This window comes from Anabaena sp. FACHB-1237, from assembly GCF_014696225.1.
Classification (GTDB): domain Bacteria; phylum Cyanobacteriota; class Cyanobacteriia; order Cyanobacteriales; family Nostocaceae; genus FACHB-1237.
Map to the genome: position 1 here is coordinate 118,295 of NZ_JACJPV010000005.1, position 22,729 is coordinate 141,023.

General features: G+C 36.5%; 18 protein-coding genes and 1 CRISPR repeat array. Of the genes, 13 read left to right on the forward strand and 5 right to left on the reverse strand.

Annotated features, from left to right (window positions below):
* Positions 1-50: 50 nt before the first annotated feature.
* The 3 genes from H6F32_RS04100 to H6F32_RS04110 form a co-directional block, all read right to left on the reverse strand.
* On the reverse strand, positions 51-3,998 hold the full coding sequence (locus H6F32_RS04100; protein ID WP_190368065.1) for an SNF2-related protein: 3,948 nt from the start codon (positions 3,996-3,998) through the stop codon (positions 51-53).
* A 78-nt stretch (positions 3,999-4,076) separates the two neighbouring features.
* The gene (locus H6F32_RS04105) at positions 4,077-4,274 is read right to left on the reverse strand and encodes a hypothetical protein (RefSeq protein WP_190368066.1); all 198 of its coding nucleotides are present in this window, start codon (positions 4,272-4,274) and stop codon (positions 4,077-4,079) included.
* A gap of 250 nt (positions 4,275-4,524) precedes the next feature.
* A complete protein-coding gene (locus H6F32_RS04110; protein ID WP_190368067.1) occupies positions 4,525-5,346 on the reverse strand; it encodes a 3'-5' exonuclease in 822 nt (273 codons plus the stop codon).
* Between the two features lie 272 nt (positions 5,347-5,618).
* Here H6F32_RS04110 and H6F32_RS04115 point away from each other — a divergent pair, with 272 nt between their 5' ends.
* The 6 genes from H6F32_RS04115 to H6F32_RS04140 all read left to right on the forward strand — a co-directional run bounded on the left by H6F32_RS04115 (position 5,619) and on the right by H6F32_RS04140 (position 12,759).
* Positions 5,619-7,775, forward strand: a complete 2,157-nt coding sequence (locus H6F32_RS04115; protein WP_190368068.1) for a polyribonucleotide nucleotidyltransferase — start codon at positions 5,619-5,621, stop codon at positions 7,773-7,775.
* A gap of 240 nt (positions 7,776-8,015) precedes the next feature.
* Entirely contained in the window at positions 8,016-9,164 is a 1,149-nt protein-coding gene (gene carA / locus H6F32_RS04120) for a glutamine-hydrolyzing carbamoyl-phosphate synthase small subunit (RefSeq protein WP_190368069.1), read from the forward strand.
* Between the two features lie 208 nt (positions 9,165-9,372).
* The gene (locus tag H6F32_RS04125) at positions 9,373-9,744 is read left to right on the forward strand and encodes an STAS domain-containing protein (protein ID WP_190368118.1); all 372 of its coding nucleotides are present in this window, start codon (positions 9,373-9,375) and stop codon (positions 9,742-9,744) included.
* 288 nt (positions 9,745-10,032) lie between these two features.
* Positions 10,033-10,515, forward strand: a complete 483-nt coding sequence (locus H6F32_RS04130; RefSeq protein ID WP_190368070.1) for a ribonuclease III domain-containing protein — start codon at positions 10,033-10,035, stop codon at positions 10,513-10,515.
* A 517-nt stretch (positions 10,516-11,032) separates the two neighbouring features.
* Positions 11,033-11,932, forward strand: a complete 900-nt coding sequence (gene rlmB / locus H6F32_RS04135; protein WP_190368119.1) for a 23S rRNA (guanosine(2251)-2'-O)-methyltransferase RlmB — start codon at positions 11,033-11,035, stop codon at positions 11,930-11,932.
* Between the two features lie 524 nt (positions 11,933-12,456).
* Positions 12,457-12,759, forward strand: a complete 303-nt coding sequence (locus H6F32_RS04140) for a DUF1816 domain-containing protein (RefSeq protein ID WP_190368071.1) — start codon at positions 12,457-12,459, stop codon at positions 12,757-12,759.
* A gap of 91 nt (positions 12,760-12,850) precedes the next feature.
* On the opposite strand, the gene H6F32_RS04145 is transcribed toward H6F32_RS04140, so the two are convergent.
* A complete protein-coding gene (locus H6F32_RS04145; RefSeq protein ID WP_313926356.1) occupies positions 12,851-13,666 on the reverse strand; it encodes an alpha/beta hydrolase in 816 nt (271 codons plus the stop codon).
* On the reverse strand, positions 13,663-14,802 hold the full coding sequence (locus H6F32_RS04150; protein WP_190368072.1) for a histidinol-phosphate transaminase: 1,140 nt from the start codon (positions 14,800-14,802) through the stop codon (positions 13,663-13,665). Before H6F32_RS04150 ends, H6F32_RS04145 begins: the two co-directional genes overlap by 4 nt.
* Positions 14,803-15,135: 333 nt before the next feature.
* Between H6F32_RS04150 and H6F32_RS04155 the strand changes: the two genes are divergently transcribed.
* The 7 genes from H6F32_RS04155 (at position 15,136) to corA (ending at position 22,710) form a co-directional block, all read left to right on the forward strand.
* A complete protein-coding gene (locus H6F32_RS04155) occupies positions 15,136-15,306 on the forward strand; it encodes a hypothetical protein (protein WP_190368073.1) in 171 nt (56 codons plus the stop codon).
* Positions 15,306-15,872 carry a CRISPR-associated endonuclease Cas1 gene (gene cas1 / locus H6F32_RS04160; protein ID WP_190368074.1) on the forward strand — a complete coding sequence of 189 codons (567 nt, stop codon included), beginning with the start codon at positions 15,306-15,308 and terminating at the stop codon, positions 15,870-15,872. The genes H6F32_RS04155 and cas1 overlap by 1 nt, the downstream gene beginning before the upstream one ends.
* 7 nt (positions 15,873-15,879) lie before the next feature.
* On the forward strand, positions 15,880-16,173 hold the full coding sequence (gene cas2 / locus H6F32_RS04165) for a CRISPR-associated endonuclease Cas2 (protein ID WP_190368075.1): 294 nt from the start codon (positions 15,880-15,882) through the stop codon (positions 16,171-16,173).
* A gap of 211 nt (positions 16,174-16,384) precedes the next feature.
* Positions 16,385-19,360: direct repeats of the CRISPR family, unit length 37 nt; unit sequence GTTTCTAAACCAATAATCCCCGCAAGGGGACTGAAAC.
* A gap of 52 nt (positions 19,361-19,412) precedes the next feature.
* On the forward strand, positions 19,413-20,399 hold the full coding sequence (locus H6F32_RS04170; protein WP_190368076.1) for an SHOCT domain-containing protein: 987 nt from the start codon (positions 19,413-19,415) through the stop codon (positions 20,397-20,399).
* A 71-nt stretch (positions 20,400-20,470) separates the two neighbouring features.
* A complete protein-coding gene (locus H6F32_RS04175) occupies positions 20,471-20,662 on the forward strand; it encodes a hypothetical protein (RefSeq protein WP_190368077.1) in 192 nt (63 codons plus the stop codon).
* 16 nt (positions 20,663-20,678) lie between these two features.
* Entirely contained in the window at positions 20,679-20,999 is a 321-nt protein-coding gene (gene cutA, locus H6F32_RS04180; RefSeq protein WP_190368078.1) for a divalent-cation tolerance protein CutA, read from the forward strand.
* 535 nt (positions 21,000-21,534) lie between these two features.
* Complete coding sequence (gene corA, locus H6F32_RS04185; RefSeq protein WP_190368079.1) at positions 21,535-22,710, forward strand: magnesium/cobalt transporter CorA; 1,176 nt, start codon at positions 21,535-21,537, stop codon at positions 22,708-22,710.
* Positions 22,711-22,729: the final 19 nt, after the last annotated feature.

Sequence of the window (22,729 nt, forward strand, 5' to 3'; positions counted from 1 at the left end):
ATAAAACTCTATATCATCATGTCCTAACACTCCTTTACTAAATTACCCTATTACTCATCAATTATCGTATCCCGATCTAATATTAACAAATTACGTAATTGATCAGTATCCATTTCTGTTAACCAATCTTCCCCATTACTAACCACTTGTTCCGCTAATTGTTTTTTCCCCTCAATCATATCATTAATTTTCTCTTCTAAAGTGCCTGTACACACAAATTTATATACCTGCACATTACGAGTTTGGCCAATTCTAAAAACCCTATCTGTTGCTTGATTTTCCACTGCGGGATTCCACCATCTATCAAAATGAAATACATGATTTGCTTTGGTTAAATTTAAACCCACACCTCCCGCTTTTAAAGATAAAATCATAATTGGTGGTCCTTGAGGATCATGTTGAAATCTATCTATCATTTCTTCTCTTTGTTTTTTCGTCGTACTTCCATATAAAAAGAAAATTTCTCTATTTAACTGTTTTTCTAAATGGGGTTTTAATAATTTTCCCCATTCTGCAAATTGCGTAAAAATTAACGCTTTATCCTTTGCTGCTAAAACCTCTTCTAGCATTTCTTCTAACCTTTGTAATTTAGCAGAATGATGTTTTTCTAAACTTGATAACTTTAAATATTGCGCTGGATGATTACAAATTTGTTTTAATTTTACCAATAATCCTAAAATCATTCCTCGTCGTTGTAAACCTGCTGCTGAATCAATTTCCTGTAAAGATTCCTCTACTAAATTCTGGTATAATGTCGCTTGTTCTGTACTCAAACCACAAAATACATTCATTTCTTGCTTTTCTGGCAAGTCTTGAATAATTGTTTTATCAGTTTTTAATCTTCTTAAAATAAAAGGTTGTACTAAACTCCGCAATTGATTTAAAGAAGCACTATCTCCATATTTTTCAATCGGCATAGCAAACCGGCGTTGAAAAAATTGTTTATTCCCTAAATATCCAGGATTTAAAAATTCTAAAATTGACCATAATTCCTGTAGTCTATTTTCCACTGGTGTTCCAGTTAATGCAATACGAAATGTAGTTTTTAATTTTCGCACAGCTTGAGATTGTTTAGATTCATGATTTTTGACATTTTGCGCTTCATCTAATACTACTATTTGCCAATTAATAGTTTCTAATTCTGCTAAATCTCGATGTACTAAGGAATAACTAGTAATTACTAAATCATGTTTATTGACAATAGTAGAAAATAACTTACCTTTAGGACGTTTATCACCATGATATTGTAAAACTTTGAGATTAGGAGCGAATTTTTTGACCTCTCTTTCCCAATTACCTAATACAGAAGTTGGACATACTAATAAAGTGGGTTTTTCTAATTTATTTTCTTGTTGTAAATGCAGTAGAAAAGCGATGAATTGAACAGTGTTATGACAAATAATATTATTAGCAACAAAATTATGATGTTCACTAACTTCAAAGTCATAAACCCACCCTTCATAATCTACATCTTCTATACTCTTGATTTTACAATAATATACTTCTTGTTCTAGTAATCTTTGTAGATATTGCTGTGTTAGCTTTAGTTGTTCCATATCTAAATGAGTATATGCTTCTATAGTTTTAGCCGTCAATTTAGAAGGTTTTAATAATTGATATTTTTGTTGAGTTTCGCCGCTAATTATTTGATTTATACTGAATAAAACCCGTTCTAAACTCTCTCTAGAAAATTGCTGTGAACCATTAATGTAAACAGTATTGTGCATTCCCAAATGACGTAATGGCAAACCAGTTTGTTTAATTGCTTGGGCTACAATATCAGAAGCGGGAATACCTTCTACATTCGTATTATTTATTTTTTGACAAATTCTATCTAATTTATCTTTTTTACTTGGTACACATACATAATCACCCACATTCAAATGATTATTCCATCCTTGATGAGTTAATAATTTATGCTGACGAGTAATAGTAATACTACTACCATCTTCCAGAGTAACTTTTCTTAATGTTTCCCTCACCTGTTGACGATATAATTTATTAATAGGTGCTTGGATAATCTTGCCAGTTTTTTCATTGATGGAATTTACCAACAATTTTTCATTGGTATTAGACCAAAAACCTTCACCATCAAAAACCGTTTCTCCAGCATAAAAATTCCAAATATTTTCTGCTGTCAGCAATTTACCATTAATATTTACTAATGTATCTGGTCCTACACATTTACCTAATCCCATATCGTCCGCAAGACAAGCTCCCAAACCCCATTTTTCTAAAAATGTTAACCAACCTACTCCTCTTTGTTGATATGGCCGTAATTCTCCTTTAAAATTCACAGGAGTTGGTAAAGATTGAATTTCTTGATTATTAGTTAATGTTGATATTAATTCTTGTAATATTCCCGAAGTTTCAAAACTCACTACTGGCAATTTTTCAATTATTTGAGTATCCCCTGTACTAATTCTTAACGCGTCTTCTAATGATAATGTCATTTGTTCTTGACGCAAAACAAAAAAGTTTTGTGCAGTTTTAATATCTTGAGAACGTAATTCTACCCATTCTCCATTAATTTCTACTAATGGACTATTTAAAGCAACTAGTTTATCAAATTGTTTTTTAGAAATTATTTGTCCTCCTATGGTTAATTGCCATTCAAAGTTTAATAAACTTTGTAAACCTAAACTTTGCTGTTTTTGATCGTTATTTGCTGATGTTAATTTTAATCCTAGACGATTGGCAAATCCATCTTTTTGCATTAAACTAGATGGCAAAATTACCCCTATTCCACTATCTTCTAATTTCCACACAATTGATTTAATAAATTGATATGCTTCCACAGGAGTTAAGTAACAAAACTCTGGAGTTTCTGTTTCTAAACTTTGATTAATAATAGGATATATTCGTGATGCTAAACCTAAACCTCTTAAAAATGTTTCTTGTGGTTGTAAAATACTGCGATCGCTATATACTAATTCTTCTATTGGATGTTGCCAAATCGTCTTAGCATCTATGATAAATTCACTATTATCTATTGCTTGTAAATAATAACCTAATTTCCAATTTTTTTCTGTATCTGTTGGTGGATATAATTGTAAACAAGTTCTAAATTTAGATGTTTCTCTTAGTTGAGATTCTAATGGTAACATCCAAGCTGTTAAGGTTGTTTGTAATCTTTCTCCATGGATAGGATCTAAATGATTGATGGTATTTGTATTATTAATTAGGTTTAATAACCATTGTTGAATGGATGTGGATAAGGATACAATTGATTTAGTTTCTATGGGAGATTCAGAATTAATCATAATTCTAATTTGACTATCTATGATAGGATTTAGAAAGTCAATTATTAATTCTCTTGGTAATATTGGTAATTCAATTGCTAGGTTACTATTTTGTTGATAACTACAACAAGCTAGGGGCATTTTTTGGGCAAATTTTTCTAATCTTTGGTTATCTATGGAACTATCTAGAATTGCTTGCCATTTACTGATGAATTTATCATCTTTTTGTTTTTCAATGGTTGGTAAAAATTTTCCTCTCGCAATTAAATCTAAACTCCATCTGGCTATATGTATCCAAAATTTGATATCTTCTCCTAGTAATTCCCCTTGTTGACTGTTAGGATTTAATGGTAAATTTGTGAGAAAGTAAGTGGTTAATTTTGCTGGTATATAAAAACCTGGAATTTTCCAAGGATGTAAATATTTTTCTTGGTTATTTTCTGGGTTTACAACAGAGTTTAATGGATAAATTTCGGCAATTTTACCTGTTTTATTCTCAATGAAATAACTAGGTAAGTTAAATATTTTCTCCTGAGTTATATGAGATTTAATAAGATTTATTAATTGAGATTTTTGTAACCAATTTTCTAATTCCGTTGTGCTCATTCCTTGGGGATATTCAATTATATCATTCATTTCATCATCTAATTTAATTTGTTGATTTTCTAGCGATCGCCAAATTTCTCCCCAAATGAAAAAACCACTATTTTCTTGATTTTCTCTATTAATTACCCAAGTACCATGTAAAATTGTCATAATTTTGTTAGTTAGTAATATATTGGTTTTCACATACCCGACTTCTTTAAAAAGTCGGGCATCTGTTCATGTATCTATTTAAAATGTGCCTCTAAATGCTGCATAAGCTAACGTCAGAACAATTGGTAATATAATGGGAATAGCAACTACTAAACCTATTTTACCAACTTTTATTTCTTTGCCATCTGCTTTGAAAAGGGCAATTACTCCCACTATTCCCATCGCAAACCAAATAATTCCAAAAATGATAAAGATTGTAAATGCTGAGTCTTTCATAATTTTGTAGTATTTGTAGTATTAGTTTATTACTTTTATACATGATATTAAACTATTCAAGTAAAAAATCAAAATTTAATATTTCTTCAGGAGAAAATAGGCATTTTTCAGTAAATAAATATTTTAGGAGATAATTCTGATTTTCTTCTCTTAGATACTAACCATATATTATAAGACTAACTTTTGATTATTATAGCAGTTCCTATGTCACCATTTATTACTCCTCCTGTAAATATATCCTATTTCCTATCTATTTCTTATGAATGTGATCCCAGACTTTTTTTAACACTGTTTTAGTAGATAATGAAAAATCTGCTTTATTCATCATCCAATCATAATAACCTGGATTTCGGGTGAATATTTGTTGTAAACTCTCACCTTTATATTTACCAAAATTAAATACTATGTCTTGTTTTTGGGCATCATAAATTAATTTACCTGTAGGATCTAAAAAATTGAATGTTGCTAATTGATTTGTGAATTGATTTAAAATATCCATATCATTTTTAATAGATACAGAAACTTCTGAACCATCATTACTACGCTCTACATTTTCATAACGGGCAATTTGCGCTTTTAAAACTTGATATGTGGCTTTAATATCACTAACTGCATCATGGGCATCAATTAATTCTTCTCCACAATAAAATTTATAAGCTGCTTTTAAATTGCGTCTTTCCATCAGATGAAATATTATTTGTACATCAATTAAATTTCTCCCTTGTAATTTCCATACTATACCCACCCTTAAAAATTCTTCCATTAATAATGGTATATCAAATCTATTAGAGTTAAATCCTGCTAAGTCACTATCATTAATAAAAGTTAAATATTCTGGTGCTAATTCTGCAAAAGTAGGTAGATCCTTTACATCATGATCATAAATTCCATGTACCAATGAAGCATGAAGCGGAATAGGAATTGTGGGATTAATTTTATCTGTTTTTAACTCTTCTTGACCATCAGGAAATACTTTGAGAATGGCAATTTGTACAATTCTATCTTTAGTAACATCTACTCCTGTAGTTTCTAAGTCAATCAATGCTAAGGGTTTAATTAGGTTAAGTTTCATGAAGTAATTTCACCAATTTTATTAAGGTTTATTAATTAGTATATTTGTATTACCAGGGATGAGCAGTCATAATATCAAGCGGTTATAACTCAGGTGAGGACTGAGAACCAGGAATTTCACATTTCTTGACCTCATAACCAATTCTCCACCACTAATTTCCTATTTGATACCATTTTGGTGTATCTTTAGTTTTAGGAGCAGCAGTCCATAGAGGTTAAATGTTAGGATTGCCACAGAGAGAGAATAGCGAGCATAGAAGGAAAAAAAACTCAATGGCAGAATTTGAAAAGTCAATATCCTTTGATGGACGGGATATTAGACTAAAGGTGGGCTTATTAGCCCCCCAAGCGGGAGGGTCTGTTTTGATACAATCAGGGGATACGGCTGTTTTAGTAACAGCCACAAGATCAGAGGCCAGAGAAGGCATTGATTTTTTACCCCTGACTGTGGACTATGAGGAAAGATTGTACGCTGCTGGGAGGATTCCTGGGGGAATTATGCGCCGCGAAGGTCGGCCACCAGAAAAGGCAATTTTAATCAGTCGTCTTATTGACCGCCCCTTGCGTCCTTTATTCCCTTCATGGTTACGGGACGATTTGCAAATCGTAGCATTAACTATGTCTATGGATGAGCAAGTCCCACCGGATGTATTAGCAGTTACGGGTGCTTCCATTGCTACTATTATCGCCCAAATTCCATTTTATGGACCAATGGCGGCAGTAAGAGTGGGGTTAGTTGGTGATGATTTTATCATTAATCCTACTTATGCGGAAATTGAAGCGGGAGATTTGGATTTAGTTGTCGCTGGTTCACCTGATGGGGTGATCATGGTGGAAGCGGGAGCAAATCAATTGCCAGAACGCGATATCATCGAGGCCATTGATTTTGGTTATGAGGCTGTTAGAGACTTGATTGCCGCCCAGCAAGAGTTAGTATCTGAGTTGGGTTTAACTATGGTGTCTACGGATGCACCAGAGGTAGACCAAACATTAGAAAACTATATCCGCGATCGCGCTAGTGAAGAAATTAAAAACATCTTAGCGAAATTTGAATTTACCAAAACTGAGCGAGATTCTGCCTTAGACAGCGTTAAAGATGGTATTAAAGCCCAAATTGAGGCTTTACCAGAAGAAGACCCCGTTCGCATCGCGGCTAATGCCGACAGCAAAGCCCTTAGTAATACTTTTAAAGATATTACTAAATACTTCATGCGTCGTCAAATCATTGAGGATAATGTGCGAGTTGACGGTCGTAAATTAGATCAAGTGCGTCCTGTATCCTGTCAAGTTGGATTATTACCAAGACGGGTACATGGTAGCGGTTTATTTAATCGGGGACTGACTCAAGTATTAAGTTGTTGCACTTTGGGAACTCCTGGTGATGCCCAAAATCTTAGTGATGATTTGCAATTAGACCAAGCTAAACGCTACCTACATCACTATAATTTTCCACCCTTCTCTGTGGGTGAAACAAAACCATTACGCGCCCCAGGTAGAAGAGAAGTGGGTCATGGTGCTTTAGCAGAACGCGCTTTATTACCCGTTTTACCCCCTAAAGAACAATTTCCCTACGTTATTCGCGTAGTTTCTGAAGTTCTTTCTTCCAATGGTTCAACCTCTATGGGTTCAGTTTGTGGTTCAACTCTATCCTTACTGGATGCAGGTGTACCCCTGATTAAACCTGTAAGTGGCGCAGCTATGGGTTTAATTAAAGAAGGTGATGAAGTTCGCGTTTTAACGGATATTCAAGGAATTGAAGATTTCTTAGGCGACATGGATTTTAAAGTTGCTGGAACAGATAGCGGTATCACAGCATTGCAAATGGATATGAAAATCTCTGGATTATCCTTAGATGTGATTGCTCAGGCTGTGAATCAAGCTAAAGAAGCAAGATTACACATTCTAGGGAAAATGATGGAAGTTATTCCTACCCATAACCTGGAAACATCACCCTTTGCACCACGCTTATTAACCATCAAAATTGATCCTGATATGATTGGTTTAGTCATAGGACCTGGTGGAAAAACTATTAAGGGTATTACCGAAGAAACTGGTGCAAAAATTGACATTGAAGACGATGGTACTGTAACTATCTCCGCAATGGATGAAAACCGTGCTAAACGTGCGCGGAGCATAGTTCAAGGTATGACTCGCAAACTACATGAAGGTGATGTTTATGTAGGTCGCGTGACACGGATTATACCAATTGGTGCTTTTGTAGAATTTTTACCGGGTAAGGAAGGAATGATTCACATTTCTCAACTTGCTGACTATCGAGTTGGTAAAGTAGAGGATGAGGTAGCAGTTGGTGAAGAAGTGATTATCAAAGTCAGAGAAATTGATAATAAAGGTAGAATTAATTTAACACGGTTAAATATTCACCCAGATCAAGCAGCAGCAGCACGAGAAGCAGCAGCAGCAAATCGCTAAATCAACGGAGGATTTTAGATTGTAGATTGAGAATAAATCACAAATCTAAAATCCTGGATGTTGTAGCAGTCAGTAAGTAGTTTGAAGAGATTTGTCCATAAAATTACTAATTTTTAGTAACTATTAGTCAATTACCTGGATTTAGATTTTAGTAATATACTGTAGTGCAGTCTAAAAAAATATAAAATTGCTGCTTAAAATCATTGCCCCGTTCTACCTATCACCTATTCTGTTAAATTTATGTCTGAAACAATACCTGCTTTACTTGTTCTTGCTGATGGTACTACTTATCGCGGTTTTTCCTTTGGTGCAATTGGTACAACCATTGGTGAAGTAGTTTTTAATACTGGCATGACTGGATATCAAGAAGTGTTAACCGATCCTAGTTATTGTGGACAAATCGTAATTTTTACCTATCCAGAATTGGGGAATACAGGAATTAACCCAGAAGATGAAGAATCATCTAAACCTTATGTTAAAGGAGCGATCGCTCGTAACATCTGCCATAAACCCAGCAATTGGCGCTCCACACAATCCCTGCCAGACTACCTAAACCAGCATCACATCCCCGCTATATATGGCCTTGATACCCGCGCCCTCACGCGCAAAATTAGGACAGTAGGGGCAATGAATGGAGGCATATCTACCACAATTCTCGATGAAACCGAACTCCTAGAAATGGTACAAGCTGCTCCTTCCATGACAGGTTTAAACCTAGTTAAAGAAGTCACCACAGATATCACCTATGAATGGACAGAAAGTACCATTGAACCTTGGGAATTTAACCTTGAAGCGATCTCCAATACAAACAAAGAAACCTACACCGTTGTAGCCCTAGATTTTGGAGTCAAACGGAATATATTAAGAAGATTAGCCAGTTATGGTTGTCGAGTGATAGTTGTTCGTGCAGATACAACTGCAGAAGAAATTCTCAAATACAATCCAGATGGTATATTCCTCTCTAACGGGCCGGGAGACCCCGCCGCCGTCACAGAAGGTATTACCACCGCCAAAGCCCTATTACAAAGTGAAAAACCTATATTTGGGATTTGTATGGGACATCAAATTTTAGGTCATGCGTTAGGAGCAGAAACATTTAAACTAAAATTTGGACATCGGGGATTAAATCAACCTGCGGGACTGCAAACACGAGTGGAAATTACTAGTCAAAACCATAGTTTTGCGATTGATCCCAACTCCCTCCCAGTGGAAACAGTGGAAATTAGTCATTTCAACCTGAATGATCAGACTGTAGCGGGAGTTCGTCATAAAACTTTACCTATATTTTCTGTGCAGTATCACCCAGAAGCGAGTCCAGGTCCCCATGATGCAGATTACTTATTTGAGCAATTTGTATTAGAAATGCAAAAAGTAAAAGCAAGTAATTAAAAATTGACAATTGACAATTGACAATTGTTTATAAATACAGGTTACAGAGTGTCCGCAGCAGGGAGAAAATTCCTGATCCTGACGGCTGTACCCTGCACGCAGCGTTAGCCATAAGCTGATAACTGATGGCTGACTTCTACCACTAGACAAAACACCCAAAAATCATCTATACTAGAATGTTTACTTTAAGTAAAAACATGAGGAGGGAATTATTGCTGAACCACTAAATCTCACCGTTAGCCTGAGAGGTAATAGAGAAGTTCGGGATCACTGTCAGCTATTCCGCCTTACAGGTTTATTAGACGCATTTTCTGAGCCGACATTTCGTAAAGTTTTAGGTGCTAAACTTGAAGAAGGACCAGCACACATTATTCTTGATCTCTCACAGATTGACTTTGTAGATAGTTCTGGATTAGGTGCATTAGTTCAGTTAGCCAAACAAGCTCAAACTGCTGGAGGTACTTTACAAATCGTCACAAATGCCCGCGTCACTCAAACGGTCAAGCTTGTACGCTTGGAAAAATTTCTTTCTCTACAAGTCACAGTTGATGCTGCCTTAGAAAACATTAAAGCTTCCTAAGAACTGTATAGGAAAAATTAGCTATCCGATGTTATGTCTGGATAGCTTAATTTTTACTAGTCAGGAGTTCAAGGAGTCAGAATAAAGAATTTTCTCCCTGCACTCCCAACTCCCGCACTCCGCACCAATCTGCTAATTTATGCGGAAAAGGTATTTTCACTATGGAAATTTTTTTTGTTTATTGACTTAATTCATGATATAATCCTTGTTTACCCAATTGCGGGCAGAGTTTACAGCTATTGTAAAGATTATCTCCTCATGTAGTGATTTGTTAGGAAGGATGTATTTGTGCAGTTACCAACAGAAGCAAACCAAAATGAAGATGATGACCCTGCCCAAGATTCATCAGATGATTTATTTGAGTTATGTTTGCTGAATCGGAGACTATTACCACAAAAACTATCCCTCTCACAAGTTCAACAAATTTCTCCCTCTGCTTTAGCTTATGTGGGTGACGCAATTTATGAACTATATGTTAGAATGTTCTATCTGTGGCCACAGAAACGACTGGAAAATTACCATCGTCTAGTAGTGGATCAGGTAAGAGCAGAAACACAAGCGCTACATTTGCGAATGTTAACTCCTTACTTGAGGAGTAATGAATTAGAAATAGTCCGCAGAGGTCGTAACTCTGTCAGTAATCGTCCTAAACGACTTAATCCTGAAATTTATCAACAAGCAACTAGTTTAGAAACCTTAGTTGGTTATTTATACCTGACCGATAACGAACGTTTAATAGAACTTTTACAACAAGTCCATCTGGAGCAATAGCCATCAGCTACTGCTGGAGGTAGGAATCTCTGTGAAGATTCTTCATTATTGTTCATTAAATTAATGTCGTCGGCCTGTCAATTTGTATCGCAAAAAAACCTAACAAAAAACCTAATTAGTGATTATGAAAACTCAAGCTAAAAAAATCAATTCTGCCCATGATGCTAAAGGTGCACAGCCTGTAAAAATCAAAGGTAAGCGTGTTATACCTCATCCTATTCGTAAACAAGGCAAAACTGATGGTCAGTCTTTAGTTAGTAAACCGCGCCCCTCTCGTCATGATGGACACTCCTTGGCTGATGTAAATACGAGCAAATCTGCTTCTAAGTATCCACGTCGTCATGATGGACACTCCTTAGCTGATGTAAATACGGATAAATCTGCTGGTTTTAAACATCGTTCTCGTCGTCATGATGGACACTCCTTGGCTGATGTAAATACGGATAAATCTGCTAGTTTTAAACATCGTCCATCCCGTCATTCATCTTCTGAAGTTACTACAGGAAAGTCTGTTTCTTTGAAACCTCGTTCTTCCCATTATTCAGATTCAGAAGTTAGTACAGAAAAATCTTTACCTGATAATCGTCGTTATCCTCGTCACTTTGTACCAACTTTGCCAGCAGTCACAGTGACAGAAGATACCGATTTAATTTATGGTCGTCATCCAGTGTTAACTGCTTTAGAAAATCAACGTAATCTTAATCGCCTGTGGATTACTTCCCGTTTGCGTTATGATCCTAGATTTCATAATTTGATTTTGCAAGCTAAGGATAATGGTACAGTAATTGATGAGGTTGAACCCAAACGCTTGGATCAGCTTACTGGCGGTGCAAATCATCAAGGTATAGCTGCTCAAATTTGTCCTTACGCTTATACTGAGTTAGATGATTTACTGGCTAAGTGTAAATCTATCAATGATCCGGTGATTGTGGTGGCCGATGGCATTACTGATCCCCATAATCTAGGTGCTATTATTAGAACGGCAGAGGCTGTTGGAGCGCAAGGTTTAGTAATTCCCCAAAGAAGGGCGGTGGGCATTACTTCTACAGTGGTAAAAGTATCTGCTGGAGCTTTAGAGAATTTCCCTGTGGCTAGGGTGGTGAATTTAAGCCGAGCTTTAGAACAGTTAAAAGAAGAGGGTTTCTGGATTTATGGAACTGCTGCTGGTGGTAGTGAGCAGTTACAGAATGTGAACTTTCGTGGTCCGGTGGTTTTAGTAGTAGGTGGTGAAGGTGAAGGTTTAAGTATGCTGACACAGCGTTCTTGTGATGTTTTGGTATCTATTCCATTATTGGGTAAGACTCCTAGCTTAAATGCTTCCGTTGCTACGGGGATGGCTCTTTATGAAATTTATCGTCAAAAGTCACTAAATACGTTATATCTTGATAAACTACAAACATTTTCTGGTAAAAAATAGTAGTTAGTTAGGAGTCAGGAGAAAAAATTAATAGGGAACTGGGAACTGGAAAAAGTGCTAAAAGTATTATTTTTAAGTATCTTTGATGTTTCTTGTGTGTCTCTGTTAACCTGATATCTACTGTCAGGTACTAGTTATGATGTAAATATCTGATCCTGAGATCAAATATAAATCTTGTGATCGATTGTGATCACTACTGTGTTTATTTTTGTCTCTATTGTTGATGATGTTTATTGTGCTTGAGTTTGAATTATGTTCAAGCTTTGATGACATAACTAGTGATGATCAAAGGTAGTTAGGATGTAAAATTCAAGTCAATAATCAAATGATTTATTGGTGAAGTGCGGAGTCGGGGGTGCAGGGTGCAGGGAGAAAATTATTTATTCTGACTGCTGTATGGGCGAACGGCCGTTCGCCTATACTGACTCCTGGATCTCGTAACTGCTGATAGCCAAATAAGCAAATGTAAAGATGATAAATTCAACATATTTTCACACCCACTCTTTTATAAATTGGCGGAAACCATGAACAATTTTTGGCATAATTTCCAAGAGGGTTTAGTTAATACCTTTAACAGTTTAGGACTAGCTTGGTGGGTAGAAGTAGTTACACAAAATCCTAATTGTACTTATTACTTCGGTCCATTTGTTAGTTCAAAGGAAGCAAGTATAGCTAGTAAAGGCTATATAGAAGATTTAGAAATGGAGGGAGCGCAACGCATTACGGTTAACATTAAACGTTGCAAACCAACTGTTTTAACTATTGCCGAAGATTTGGGGGAATGGATTGACCGTAAAGTAAAGCCAGTCTTTAGCGGTCAAGTTTAATTTTAACTATTTTCATCAGGCTGGGGTCGTTCCTGGGCTTGTCCTGGGAGCGAATGTCTCTTAGTATTGGTAATTGGTATCTTGTGCCACGTTAATACACGCTACATTTATTCTGTAGCCATTTATCAATATCTTTTAATATTTGGTGGGGTATTTCCCAGGGGAAAAGATGGGCTGTGTTGGGGTAACATTGCCACTGACAGTTTTTCAGATTTTGGGCTGTTTCTAAGCTGGATTGGGCTGTAATATGACGGTCTTGTTCTCCTGCAAGTATTAAAGTAGGACATTCAATTTTATGCAAGTCCGGTAAACGATTATAACCTTCCCGGATGGCGTTGTAAAGAGATTTTGTTGCACTAGCTGATGTTTGTAAATATGCTGATACTGCTGCTTTGGCTATATATTGATATGCGATGTTCGTATGCTGTTGGATGAGGTAACGAAACAGCGATCGCTTGCCAAATGTTTCTATATTCCATTGCCAACTAGGTTTAATATAATTCAATACACCTGCTATTCCTGTATACAGGTTATCTGTCCAGGAAATGGGGGGATGATTTCCTTGGGGTCGGGCGGCACTGGCGACTAAAATTAATCCTGTGACTCGTTGTGGTAGTTTCAGGGCGAGTTCTAAAGATAAAATGCCTCCTAGCGACCATCCCAGGAGCATAAATTTATCAATTTCTAAGCGGTTTAATAGGGTTTCTAGGTCGCTTAAATGGTCTGTCATGGCAAAATCACCAAAAAAGCGACTTTTGCCGTATCCGCGCAAATCTGGAGCGATGGTTTGATATTTTTCAGATAAATGATCTGTGAAGATGGCCATGCTAGATGCGGAACCGGGATGGCCATGTAAGCAGAGGATAGGGAAACCTTGGCCTTGAAGGCGATAATTAAGATGGATCACTTAATTCCTATTTGTGTTAATGCAGTTTCTATTCTTGCCAGGGTATGGGCATTTTCTGCCGGTGTACCAAGGGTAATACGTAGGGCTTGGGGAAGTAGTCTGACCAGTGTACCTTGATTTTTGAGTTGTTGATGTAGTTCTGGTAATGCGGAGGAATGTTGAGGTTGCAGCCGCAAATAAACAAAGTTGGTAGAACTAGGGGTAATTTCTAGGGATGAATGTGCTGATAATGACGTGATTAATTTTGTTCTTTCTGCTAGGGTTTCGGGAATTGTGTCTAGTAGTTGAGCGCGGTTTTCTAGAGACGTTAAGGCAGCCATGATGGAAAAACTTGGCAGGTTATAGGGTAGACGAACTTTTTCTAAAATAGCGATCGCTTGGGGGTGGCCAATACAATAACCTACGCGCATGGCTGCTAACCGAAAGGCTTTGGAAAATGTCCGTAATACTACCCAGTTAGGATATTGCAATATTTCAGATACTAAAGTTGTTTGACTAAATTCAAAGTAGGCTTCATCTATAACTACTAATGTTTCTGGTGATAAACTTTTGAGCCAGTTTATTTCTGCTTTAGTTAAGCAGTTAGCAGTAGGTGAGTTGGGATGAACTACAAAAACGGTACGAATAGGAGGATTTTGTGTATTAGTAATGGCTGCTTGGGCTGCTTCTAGGTTTATTTCAAAATTTTGCTCGTTTCTATTAACTGTAACTACAGGAATGCCTAATGTTTGGGCTAAAATCGCATACATAGAGAAGGTAGGTTTAGCTACTAATATAGAACCTTCTCCTTTTAAGCAAGTGGCAATTAACAGCGATCTAATTAATTCATCTGAACCATTACCAACGGATATGTTTAGAGATGTGAAGGTAGAGGTGGGAAGATTCGCGGATTCGTTAACATATTCAGCGATCGCATTTTTCAGATTTTCATGACTACCATCGGGGTAACGATTAGTTTCTATAGTTTGCTGATAATACCCAGCTAATTTTTCCTTAATTTCTGTTGGTAAGTCTAAAGGACTTTCATTAGTATCTAATCTATCAAACTGAATATTAACTGGTGCTGCTGTATCACTACCAGGATGAGGTTTGTAAGCATCAAATTGAGACAAATCTGAACGGATAAATTTAAGCATGATTAGATAAATTAGGTTTGGTTAAGATAAGTATGATTGAAATATGGTTTGATTTCACGCAGAGGCGCGGAGCTTCAGAGAGGAGGATGTTCGATTATATATTAGGCATCTGAAACTTTTAATTAACCTGTGTAGAGACGTTTCATGGAACGTCTCTACACTCTTTTTCACCAAATGTCTATTGTTTGAGTATCATAACTATGATCAAATGATATCAAATATTGTGCATTTTATTGTACATTCAGACAGAAAACACAACTATCTGGAGTGATGGGAAGTTTTGTAGTTGATGTTAAACACCATATTGAATAACCATATTGAAGAGAGGTAAGAATGTCTAAACTAGGGTTTAAATTCTTTTCTGTTACTGCATTAGTACCGACATTATTAATTTCACAATTACAACAAAATACAGCATTTACAGATCAACAACTAAATCAACAAGTGATGTTAGCAGCGTTGACTTATCAAGCGTTTAATTTAGCCAGAACTTACCAAACTTGATGATAGATGCACACTTCAAAGCCTTGACCACTTTTCAGCCACGCAACTTTCAACGAGAAGTTATTACCAAACTCCTCCACCGTCAAGATATCCTCCTCCGCGCACCCACAGGTTCAGGAAAAACCGAAACAGCGATCGCCCCTGTCAATTCACTTTTAAGTTTCGCCTATGCTTTATTGCAATGTCAAGTCATGGCAGCTGTTAATGTGGCTGGATTAGATCCTTATATTGGTTATTTACATGAGGTTCATCATGGTCAACCAGCAATGGTTTTAGATTTAATGGAGGAATTTCGAGCTTTGATAGCTGACAGTTTAGTGTTGTCTATTTTAAATAAGCAAGAAATTAAACCAAATGATTTTAATGAAAGTTTGGGTGCTTATAGACTGAAAGATAATGCCAAAAAAACCTTTTTGGAAGTTTTCAACAAAAAAATGAATGATGAATTTAAACACCCTGTGTTTGATTATCGTTGTACTTACAGACGTGCTATAGAGTTACAAGCTAGGTTACTAAGTCGGCACTTACAAGAAGGAGTTCCTTACAAACCTTTAATTCTAAGATAATCTTAAGATGACAACACAGTTTTATCTCATAATTTACGACTTACCAGATAGTAAACCCGCCAATAAAAGACGAACTCGTTTACATAAAATGTTGAGCGGCTACGGAAAATGGACTCAATATAGTGTGTTTGAATGTTTTTTAACTACTGTACAATTTGCTCAGTTACAGACTAAAATGGAGAAGTTGATTAAAGCTGATGAAGATTCTATTAGGATTTATGTACTAGATGCTGGTAGTGTGAAAAAAACTATCACTTATGGTTCCGAAACCCCTAGACAAGAACAAGTGATCATTATATAATTACTACATCAGCTTAATTTTTTGGCGGACCTGGAGCGAGGTCAAAAACCCTGGGGGGTCCGCCAAATCTCCAGAACCTTGATAATTGAATAGTTTTAGCGTTTTTTTAGTTTCAGTTGGAACTTACTCTAAAGCCTGAAATGAGGTTTTTTGAGAGGTCCGCCAAATTCCCCCCTACAGTCTGCTCCCAGACTATGTTTCAGAGGTCGGGGTTTCTAAACCAATAATCCCCGCAAGGGGACTGAAACACGGGCGTACCGGAATTGAACAGGAATCTGACAACTCGCCAAGGTTTCTAAACCAATAATCCCCGCAAGGGGACTGAAACTAAGTTCACCAGTTCTCGTGTTGATGGCGATGAACTCCTGTTTCTAAACCAATAATCCCCGCAAGGGGACTGAAACAATCTTTTCCCATCTATTTTAAAATTGGGTTGGATGTTTCTAAACCAATAATCCCCGCAAGGGGACTGAAACATTGTTAGTTCATATCTCATCGTGTCATCTAAATCAAAGTTTCTAAACCAATAATCCCCGCAAGGGGACTGAAACGTTGCCTTAACCACCCAAGGGTGGGTAGAAAGCTGACCATAAGTTTCTAAACCAATAATCCCCGCAAGGGGACTGAAACACATTAAATATTTACTCCTAGGTTCTGAGATAGTTGTGTTTCTAAACCAATAATCCCCGCAAGGGGACTGAAACCCAACACCAGTAACAGCATCACCACTAATAAAAATTGTTTCTAAACCAATAATCCCCGCAAGGGGACTGAAACCATCTTCCTCTTCTACGGCGACATAGCCGCCTATTTGTTTCTAAACCAATAATCCCCGCAAGGGGACTGAAACTAGCTTCTTTCAGGTCCTCTTCTGTTGGTACATAGTTTCTAAACCAATAATCCCCGCAAGGGGACTGAAACCAGCCTCAAGACTTTCAACCACTTCGTTAATTAGCGTTTCTAAACCAATAATCCCCGCAAGGGGACTGAAACAAACTTTTTGTCGTGGTATTCCCTATCCGTCATGGTTGAGTTTCTAAACCAATAATCCCCGCAAGGGGACTGAAACACGCAATCAAAGGATAGTTCTCCTCCACTGATCCTGTCAAGGTTTCTAAACCAATAATCCCCGCAAGGGGACTGAAACACAACCCTAGCCGCGTCCACAGATTACATTCTCTATAGAGTTTCTAAACCAATAATCCCCGCAAGGGGACTGAAACACGGAAAATTTTTTGCTCATTGCTGACATATATATTGTTTCTAAACCAATAATCCCCGCAAGGGGACTGAAACCGATACGTCCCCGCTAGACATCATGAGAATCATCAGTTTCTAAACCAATAATCCCCGCAAGGGGACTGAAACTAGCAAGGATCCTAGCAATTCTGCTAATCCTAAAAGTTTCTAAACCAATAATCCCCGCAAGGGGACTGAAACAAGCGAGTATAATTTGTGACTTACTTCATTCTCAAGGGTTTCTAAACCAATAATCCCCGCAAGGGGACTGAAACCATAATTCTCTGACTTGACTAATTTTCAAATTACGCTGGTTTCTAAACCAATAATCCCCGCAAGGGGACTGAAACAACCAAAGACTGCTGTCAGTGGAATCAAGGACACTACAGGTTTCTAAACCAATAATCCCCGCAAGGGGACTGAAACTTAGATTTCCTTCAGCATCACGATATGCCTTACCACGTTTCTAAACCAATAATCCCCGCAAGGGGACTGAAACTTATATATTTTATCACACTCTGCAACTTTTAATTTTCTTGGTTTCTAAACCAATAATCCCCGCAAGGGGACTGAAACAGCTCTTTCTCTATATCAAGCTTTAACCACAGCTCTGTGTTGGTTTCTAAACCAATAATCCCCGCAAGGGGACTGAAACGCTATTTGCTCATCAGTCAATAATTCTGGAATTTCTGGTTTCTAAACCAATAATCCCCGCAAGGGGACTGAAACGATGCATAGTCAATTCCCTCGAACATTAAATCCTGCAATCGTTTCTAAACCAATAATCCCCGCAAGGGGACTGAAACGGAATTGCTCCATACTACTTATAAAACTGTTCCATGTTTCTAAACCAATAATCCCCGCAAGGGGACTGAAACTGGAGCAATTCCCACTGCTTTATATGCAAAAATTTGATGCTGGTTTCTAAACCAATAATCCCCGCAAGGGGACTGAAACACATCACTTGTTTTAGGGGTAATATTTACCCCTATGTTTCTAAACCAATAATCCCCGCAAGGGGACTGAAACTTTTCATGATTTTCTTAAATAAGTTTATAATTATATTAACAGTTTCTAAACCAATAATCCCCGCAAGGGGACTGAAACCTATTACTTTGTACTTCATTTTCATAATCCCTCTAGTTTCTAAACCAATAATCCCCGCAAGGGGACTGAAACAAATTCGTTCACCCTATTCTGGAGAGACAATTGTGTATCGGGGGTTTCTAAACCAATAATCCCCGCAAGGGGACTGAAACAAGGAACTCAGAAATGAAGCGATAGCAATGATGCGACTAACGTTTCTAAACCAATAATCCCCGCAAGGGGACTGAAACTCATCTCGCACTACCGTTTTCTTAATTTCTTTCAAGGTTTCTAAACCAATAATCCCCGCAAGGGGACTGAAACGTTAGAGAGACCGATGAACTGACTGTGCAAACAGCCAGTCAGGTTTCTAAACCAATAATCCCCGCAAGGGGACTGAAACCTGCGGTAGGTGGTTTAATGCCTGCCAATTCAGAGTTTCGTTTCTAAACCAATAATCCCCGCAAGGGGACTGAAACATTGAGCGTACATTTGCGCCTCTGGCTGATTAGCAAATCTAGGTTTCTAAACCAATAATCCCCGCAAGGGGACTGAAACTATACTTATTTTTTCTGTTTAATCCAATTTGATATAAGTTCACGGTTTCTAAACCAATAATCCCCGCAAGGGGACTGAAACAGAACAAACCCTCCAGGCTGTCTAGCGTTATTAATAGTTTCTAAACCAATAATCCCCGCAAGGGGACTGAAACTTTTCCGAATGTTAGATTTGTCATTGTTTTTTTTTCCTTGTTTCTAAACCAATAATCCCCGCAAGGGGACTGAAACCTATCCAGCAAGCAAAAGAGGTAAAAAGGAATCAATCGTTTCTAAACCAATAATCCCCGCAAGGGGACTGAAACATAAATTATCTAACTCAGACGATCAAGACATCTACTTAGGTGCTATAAAAATATGAATCCCTGTTTTGGGTTGACACTTATAAGAAAATATTTTAAATTTATGATTATTAGGTTTGACATAAGAATTGTCTACATTATGAATAAACACAAGTGCTTTTTAGGGTTAGCTATATTAGCTACTTTAGTCACGACTCCTGCTCAAGCTGAGGAAGTTTCTAGCAAGGCATCCGATTTAATGGTTCAAAGTTATAGTTTGAATGATTCATTAGATCAAAACACTAATAACAATCAACCAATTAATACCCCAGGATCGATATATAACAGTAGTGATATTGATTCTAAACCGTCTGCAAGTAATTACTGGTATGTAAGCAGAAGTGTTGGTAGTGCTTCTCCGGGTATAGAAAAAAATACTGCTTTTATTGCTGAGAATAGAACTAATAGAACTATATCTCAGGATCAAATAAAAGTAGTACAAGGAATAGGATACAGAGTCATTAAACTACGTTTATCAGATACTGGTGTTTCAGTTGGTAGTGTTATCGCTTGGGGATTTGGTGGATTAATCCAAAAAAGATCCACTGATTGGGTACGTTTAGAAATAAACGGCAATCAAGTCAGGGTAGTACATACAACCAGAACAACTAATGCGATTACTCAGTTTTCTAAATGGTGGGATCATCCTGTCAGAAAAATTGCTTTTAAACCAGATTCTTGTACAGTAGATAATGTCCAGAAAACAGGTGAATCAGATACAGAAACGAAACTGAGAGAACTAAAAAAATTGTATGATTCTAAACTGATAACAGAACGAGAGTATCTAGATTCACGAAGTAAAATCCTGAGTCAAATTAATACAAATACAACTCCAACCACTACAACTAATTTAGATTGTGTTGTAGTTAAAGAAAATGGGATCATAGAACTCAAAGATATAAATTTGTTGACCAAAGGAGAATTTAAAATTGAATATTTAGAAAGCGGTGAATGGAAATATGCGGCCTTCCGAGTTCCGGAAAAAGAATTTGGTAGTAACTAGTACACGGACTTACGCAAAATAGAAAGTAGGGGTAATTCATGAATTACCCCTACGCAAGAATAAGGTTTTGAGTGGAATCTGGAGTAAGTCCTATAAATAACCTACTGCTGGTAAAATCAAGTTTTATTCCTGAATCCTGTAGGGGTTTAGCATTGCTAAACCCCTACATCCTAATAGTGATAGTTATAGCTATAGCTGATGGCGATCGCCTACCCATACTATCAAATTCTGGAAAAATCAACCTAATTCCTCAAAACAACTAACTAATACTTAATCAAGATGGAATACATTTTTGTTTACGTCACTTGTAAAGACCGTAGCGAAGCCCTTAATATAGGTAAAGCTGTAGTCACAGCGCGTTTTGCTGCCTGTGCTAATATAATTGATAGTATAGATAGTATTTATTGGTGGAACAATGAATTACAAATAGAAAAGGAAGCAATTTTAATTATGAAATCCCGCCGTGATTTATTTACACAATTAATGGAAAAAGTAAAATTAATGCATTCCTATGAAGTCCCTTGTATTGTAGCTTTACCAATAGAAAATGGAAATCAAGATTATCTACATTGGTTAGTTACAGAAACTAATACTATGTAACAATACTAAATGAGATATAAATAACAATATACCGATAGAATGTTTTTAAAGTCTAAATGAATACTAAAATGGACAATTCCAAATTGTATTTACCGCTATAGCTTTCACATTAAGTTGACACCAATAATCTCATACTTTACCCCTACTTCCTAATCTTAATGACTACAGGTATATATTCGCCCAATCCAAAACTATATCAATCATGTCAATAATTTCTTAACTAAGATAACACTCTATTCTTAATCTAGCTCGACAATTTACTGGAAAAATGTCACATGATTGTTAAATTTATTTAAGTCTTAAACAACACTGTGATAGTTAGGATCAAATCACTATAGAATGTTCTATAAACAACGTACCACTTATAGTTTAAGATCAAAATTAACTTAAAATTCAGGCGTTGGTGAACTCAGGTATAAAATTGAGAAATCCAAAATTTGAAACTTTGCGTCTAACGCAAGTGCTTCGCTAATGCGCGAAATAAATATCATACCCCAATTCAGCAACGCCAAAATTCACACTACTAGATAACATTATGGTTAGAAAAATTAGCCGTTTACCCAATGTGAGAAAAATTCGTAGTTTAAAAAGGGCTATTAATCAACCGTACAATGATGAATTTTACCATGAACCCGGAACTCCTCCAGGTACTCTAATTATTGATGAAGATGCCCAACCACCTATTATTTTTCTGTTTGACTATAATCAAACTAATTTAATTCATAAACAAATTACTCATCCAGAAGAATGTAGTAATTATTTAGATACTGAATCTGTTTCTTGGGTGGATGTGCAAGGTTTAGGTAATAAAGATATTTTACACCGTTTAGGACAGGCTTTTGATTTACATCCTTTGATTTTAGAAGATGTAGTTAATATGACTGAACGTCCTAAAATCGAGGATTATGAAGATCAATTAGTGATTATCGCTAAAATGGTAGTCCCTAATTTTCATACCTATAGTTTTTATAGTGAACAAGTTAGTTTTGTATTAGGAAAACATTATTTACTAACTATTCAAGAAGAACCAGAACATGATTGTTTTGAAGGTGTGAGAAATAGACTTGATAAGTCTAAAGGTATTATTAGAAGACAAAAAAGTGATTATTTGGCCTATGCTTTATTGGATGCAATTATTGACGGTTTTTTCCCCGTTTTAGAATTATATGGTGAACGTCTGGATATATTGGAAGAAGAAGTAATTCTCAATCCTAGTCAGAAAACCTTACAACAAATTTATGAAATTAGACGGGAGTTATTGCAGTTAAGAAGGGCAATTTGGCCACAAAGAGATGCTATTAATGTTTTAATTAGGGATGGTAGTAATTTAATTAGTGATGAAGTGAGAATTTATTTAAGAGATTGTTATGATCATGCGGTACAAGTAATGGATATTGTGGAAACTTACCGCGAGTTAGTTGGCGGTTTGATGGACGTTTATTTGTCAGCAGTTAGTAATAAAATGAATGAAATTATGAAATTACTCACGGTAGTTTCTTCCATTTTTATTCCTTTAACTTTTATTGCCGGAGTTTATGGAATGAATTTTAACACTGAAAAGTCCCCCTATAATATGCCAGAGTTGAATTTTACCTGGGGTTATCCGCTGTGTTTAGGGACAATGGCCACTATTGCCGTTAGTTTATTATTCTTGTTTTGGCGACGAGGTTGGTTAACTAATGATGTTAATTTCCACAAAGACTTTGATTAGTAGTTGTGCTTAAACTACT

Excerpts from the sequence above, each read along its gene's own strand:
- H6F32_RS04100 (WP_190368065.1), bottom strand. The coding sequence starts at position 3,998 with ATGACAATTTTACATGGTACTTGGGTAATTAATAGAGAAAATCAAGAA.
- H6F32_RS04105 (WP_190368066.1), bottom strand. The coding sequence starts at position 4,274 with ATGAAAGACTCAGCATTTACAATCTTTATCATTTTTGGAATTATTTGG.
- H6F32_RS04110 (WP_190368067.1), bottom strand. The coding sequence starts at position 5,346 with ATGAAACTTAACCTAATTAAACCCTTAGCATTGATTGACTTAGAAACT.
- H6F32_RS04115 (WP_190368068.1), top strand. The coding sequence starts at position 5,619 with ATGGCAGAATTTGAAAAGTCAATATCCTTTGATGGACGGGATATTAGA.
- carA (WP_190368069.1), top strand. The coding sequence starts at position 8,016 with ATGTCTGAAACAATACCTGCTTTACTTGTTCTTGCTGATGGTACTACT.
- H6F32_RS04140 (WP_190368071.1), top strand. The coding sequence starts at position 12,457 with ATGAACAATTTTTGGCATAATTTCCAAGAGGGTTTAGTTAATACCTTT.
- H6F32_RS04150 (WP_190368072.1), bottom strand. The coding sequence starts at position 14,802 with ATGCTTAAATTTATCCGTTCAGATTTGTCTCAATTTGATGCTTACAAA.
- H6F32_RS04155 (WP_190368073.1), top strand. The coding sequence starts at position 15,136 with ATGTCTAAACTAGGGTTTAAATTCTTTTCTGTTACTGCATTAGTACCG.
- cas1 (WP_190368074.1), top strand. The coding sequence starts at position 15,306 with ATGATAGATGCACACTTCAAAGCCTTGACCACTTTTCAGCCACGCAAC.
- cas2 (WP_190368075.1), top strand. The coding sequence starts at position 15,880 with ATGACAACACAGTTTTATCTCATAATTTACGACTTACCAGATAGTAAA.
- H6F32_RS04170 (WP_190368076.1), top strand. The coding sequence starts at position 19,413 with ATGAATCCCTGTTTTGGGTTGACACTTATAAGAAAATATTTTAAATTT.
- cutA (WP_190368078.1), top strand. The coding sequence starts at position 20,679 with ATGGAATACATTTTTGTTTACGTCACTTGTAAAGACCGTAGCGAAGCC.
- corA (WP_190368079.1), top strand. The coding sequence starts at position 21,535 with ATGGTTAGAAAAATTAGCCGTTTACCCAATGTGAGAAAAATTCGTAGT.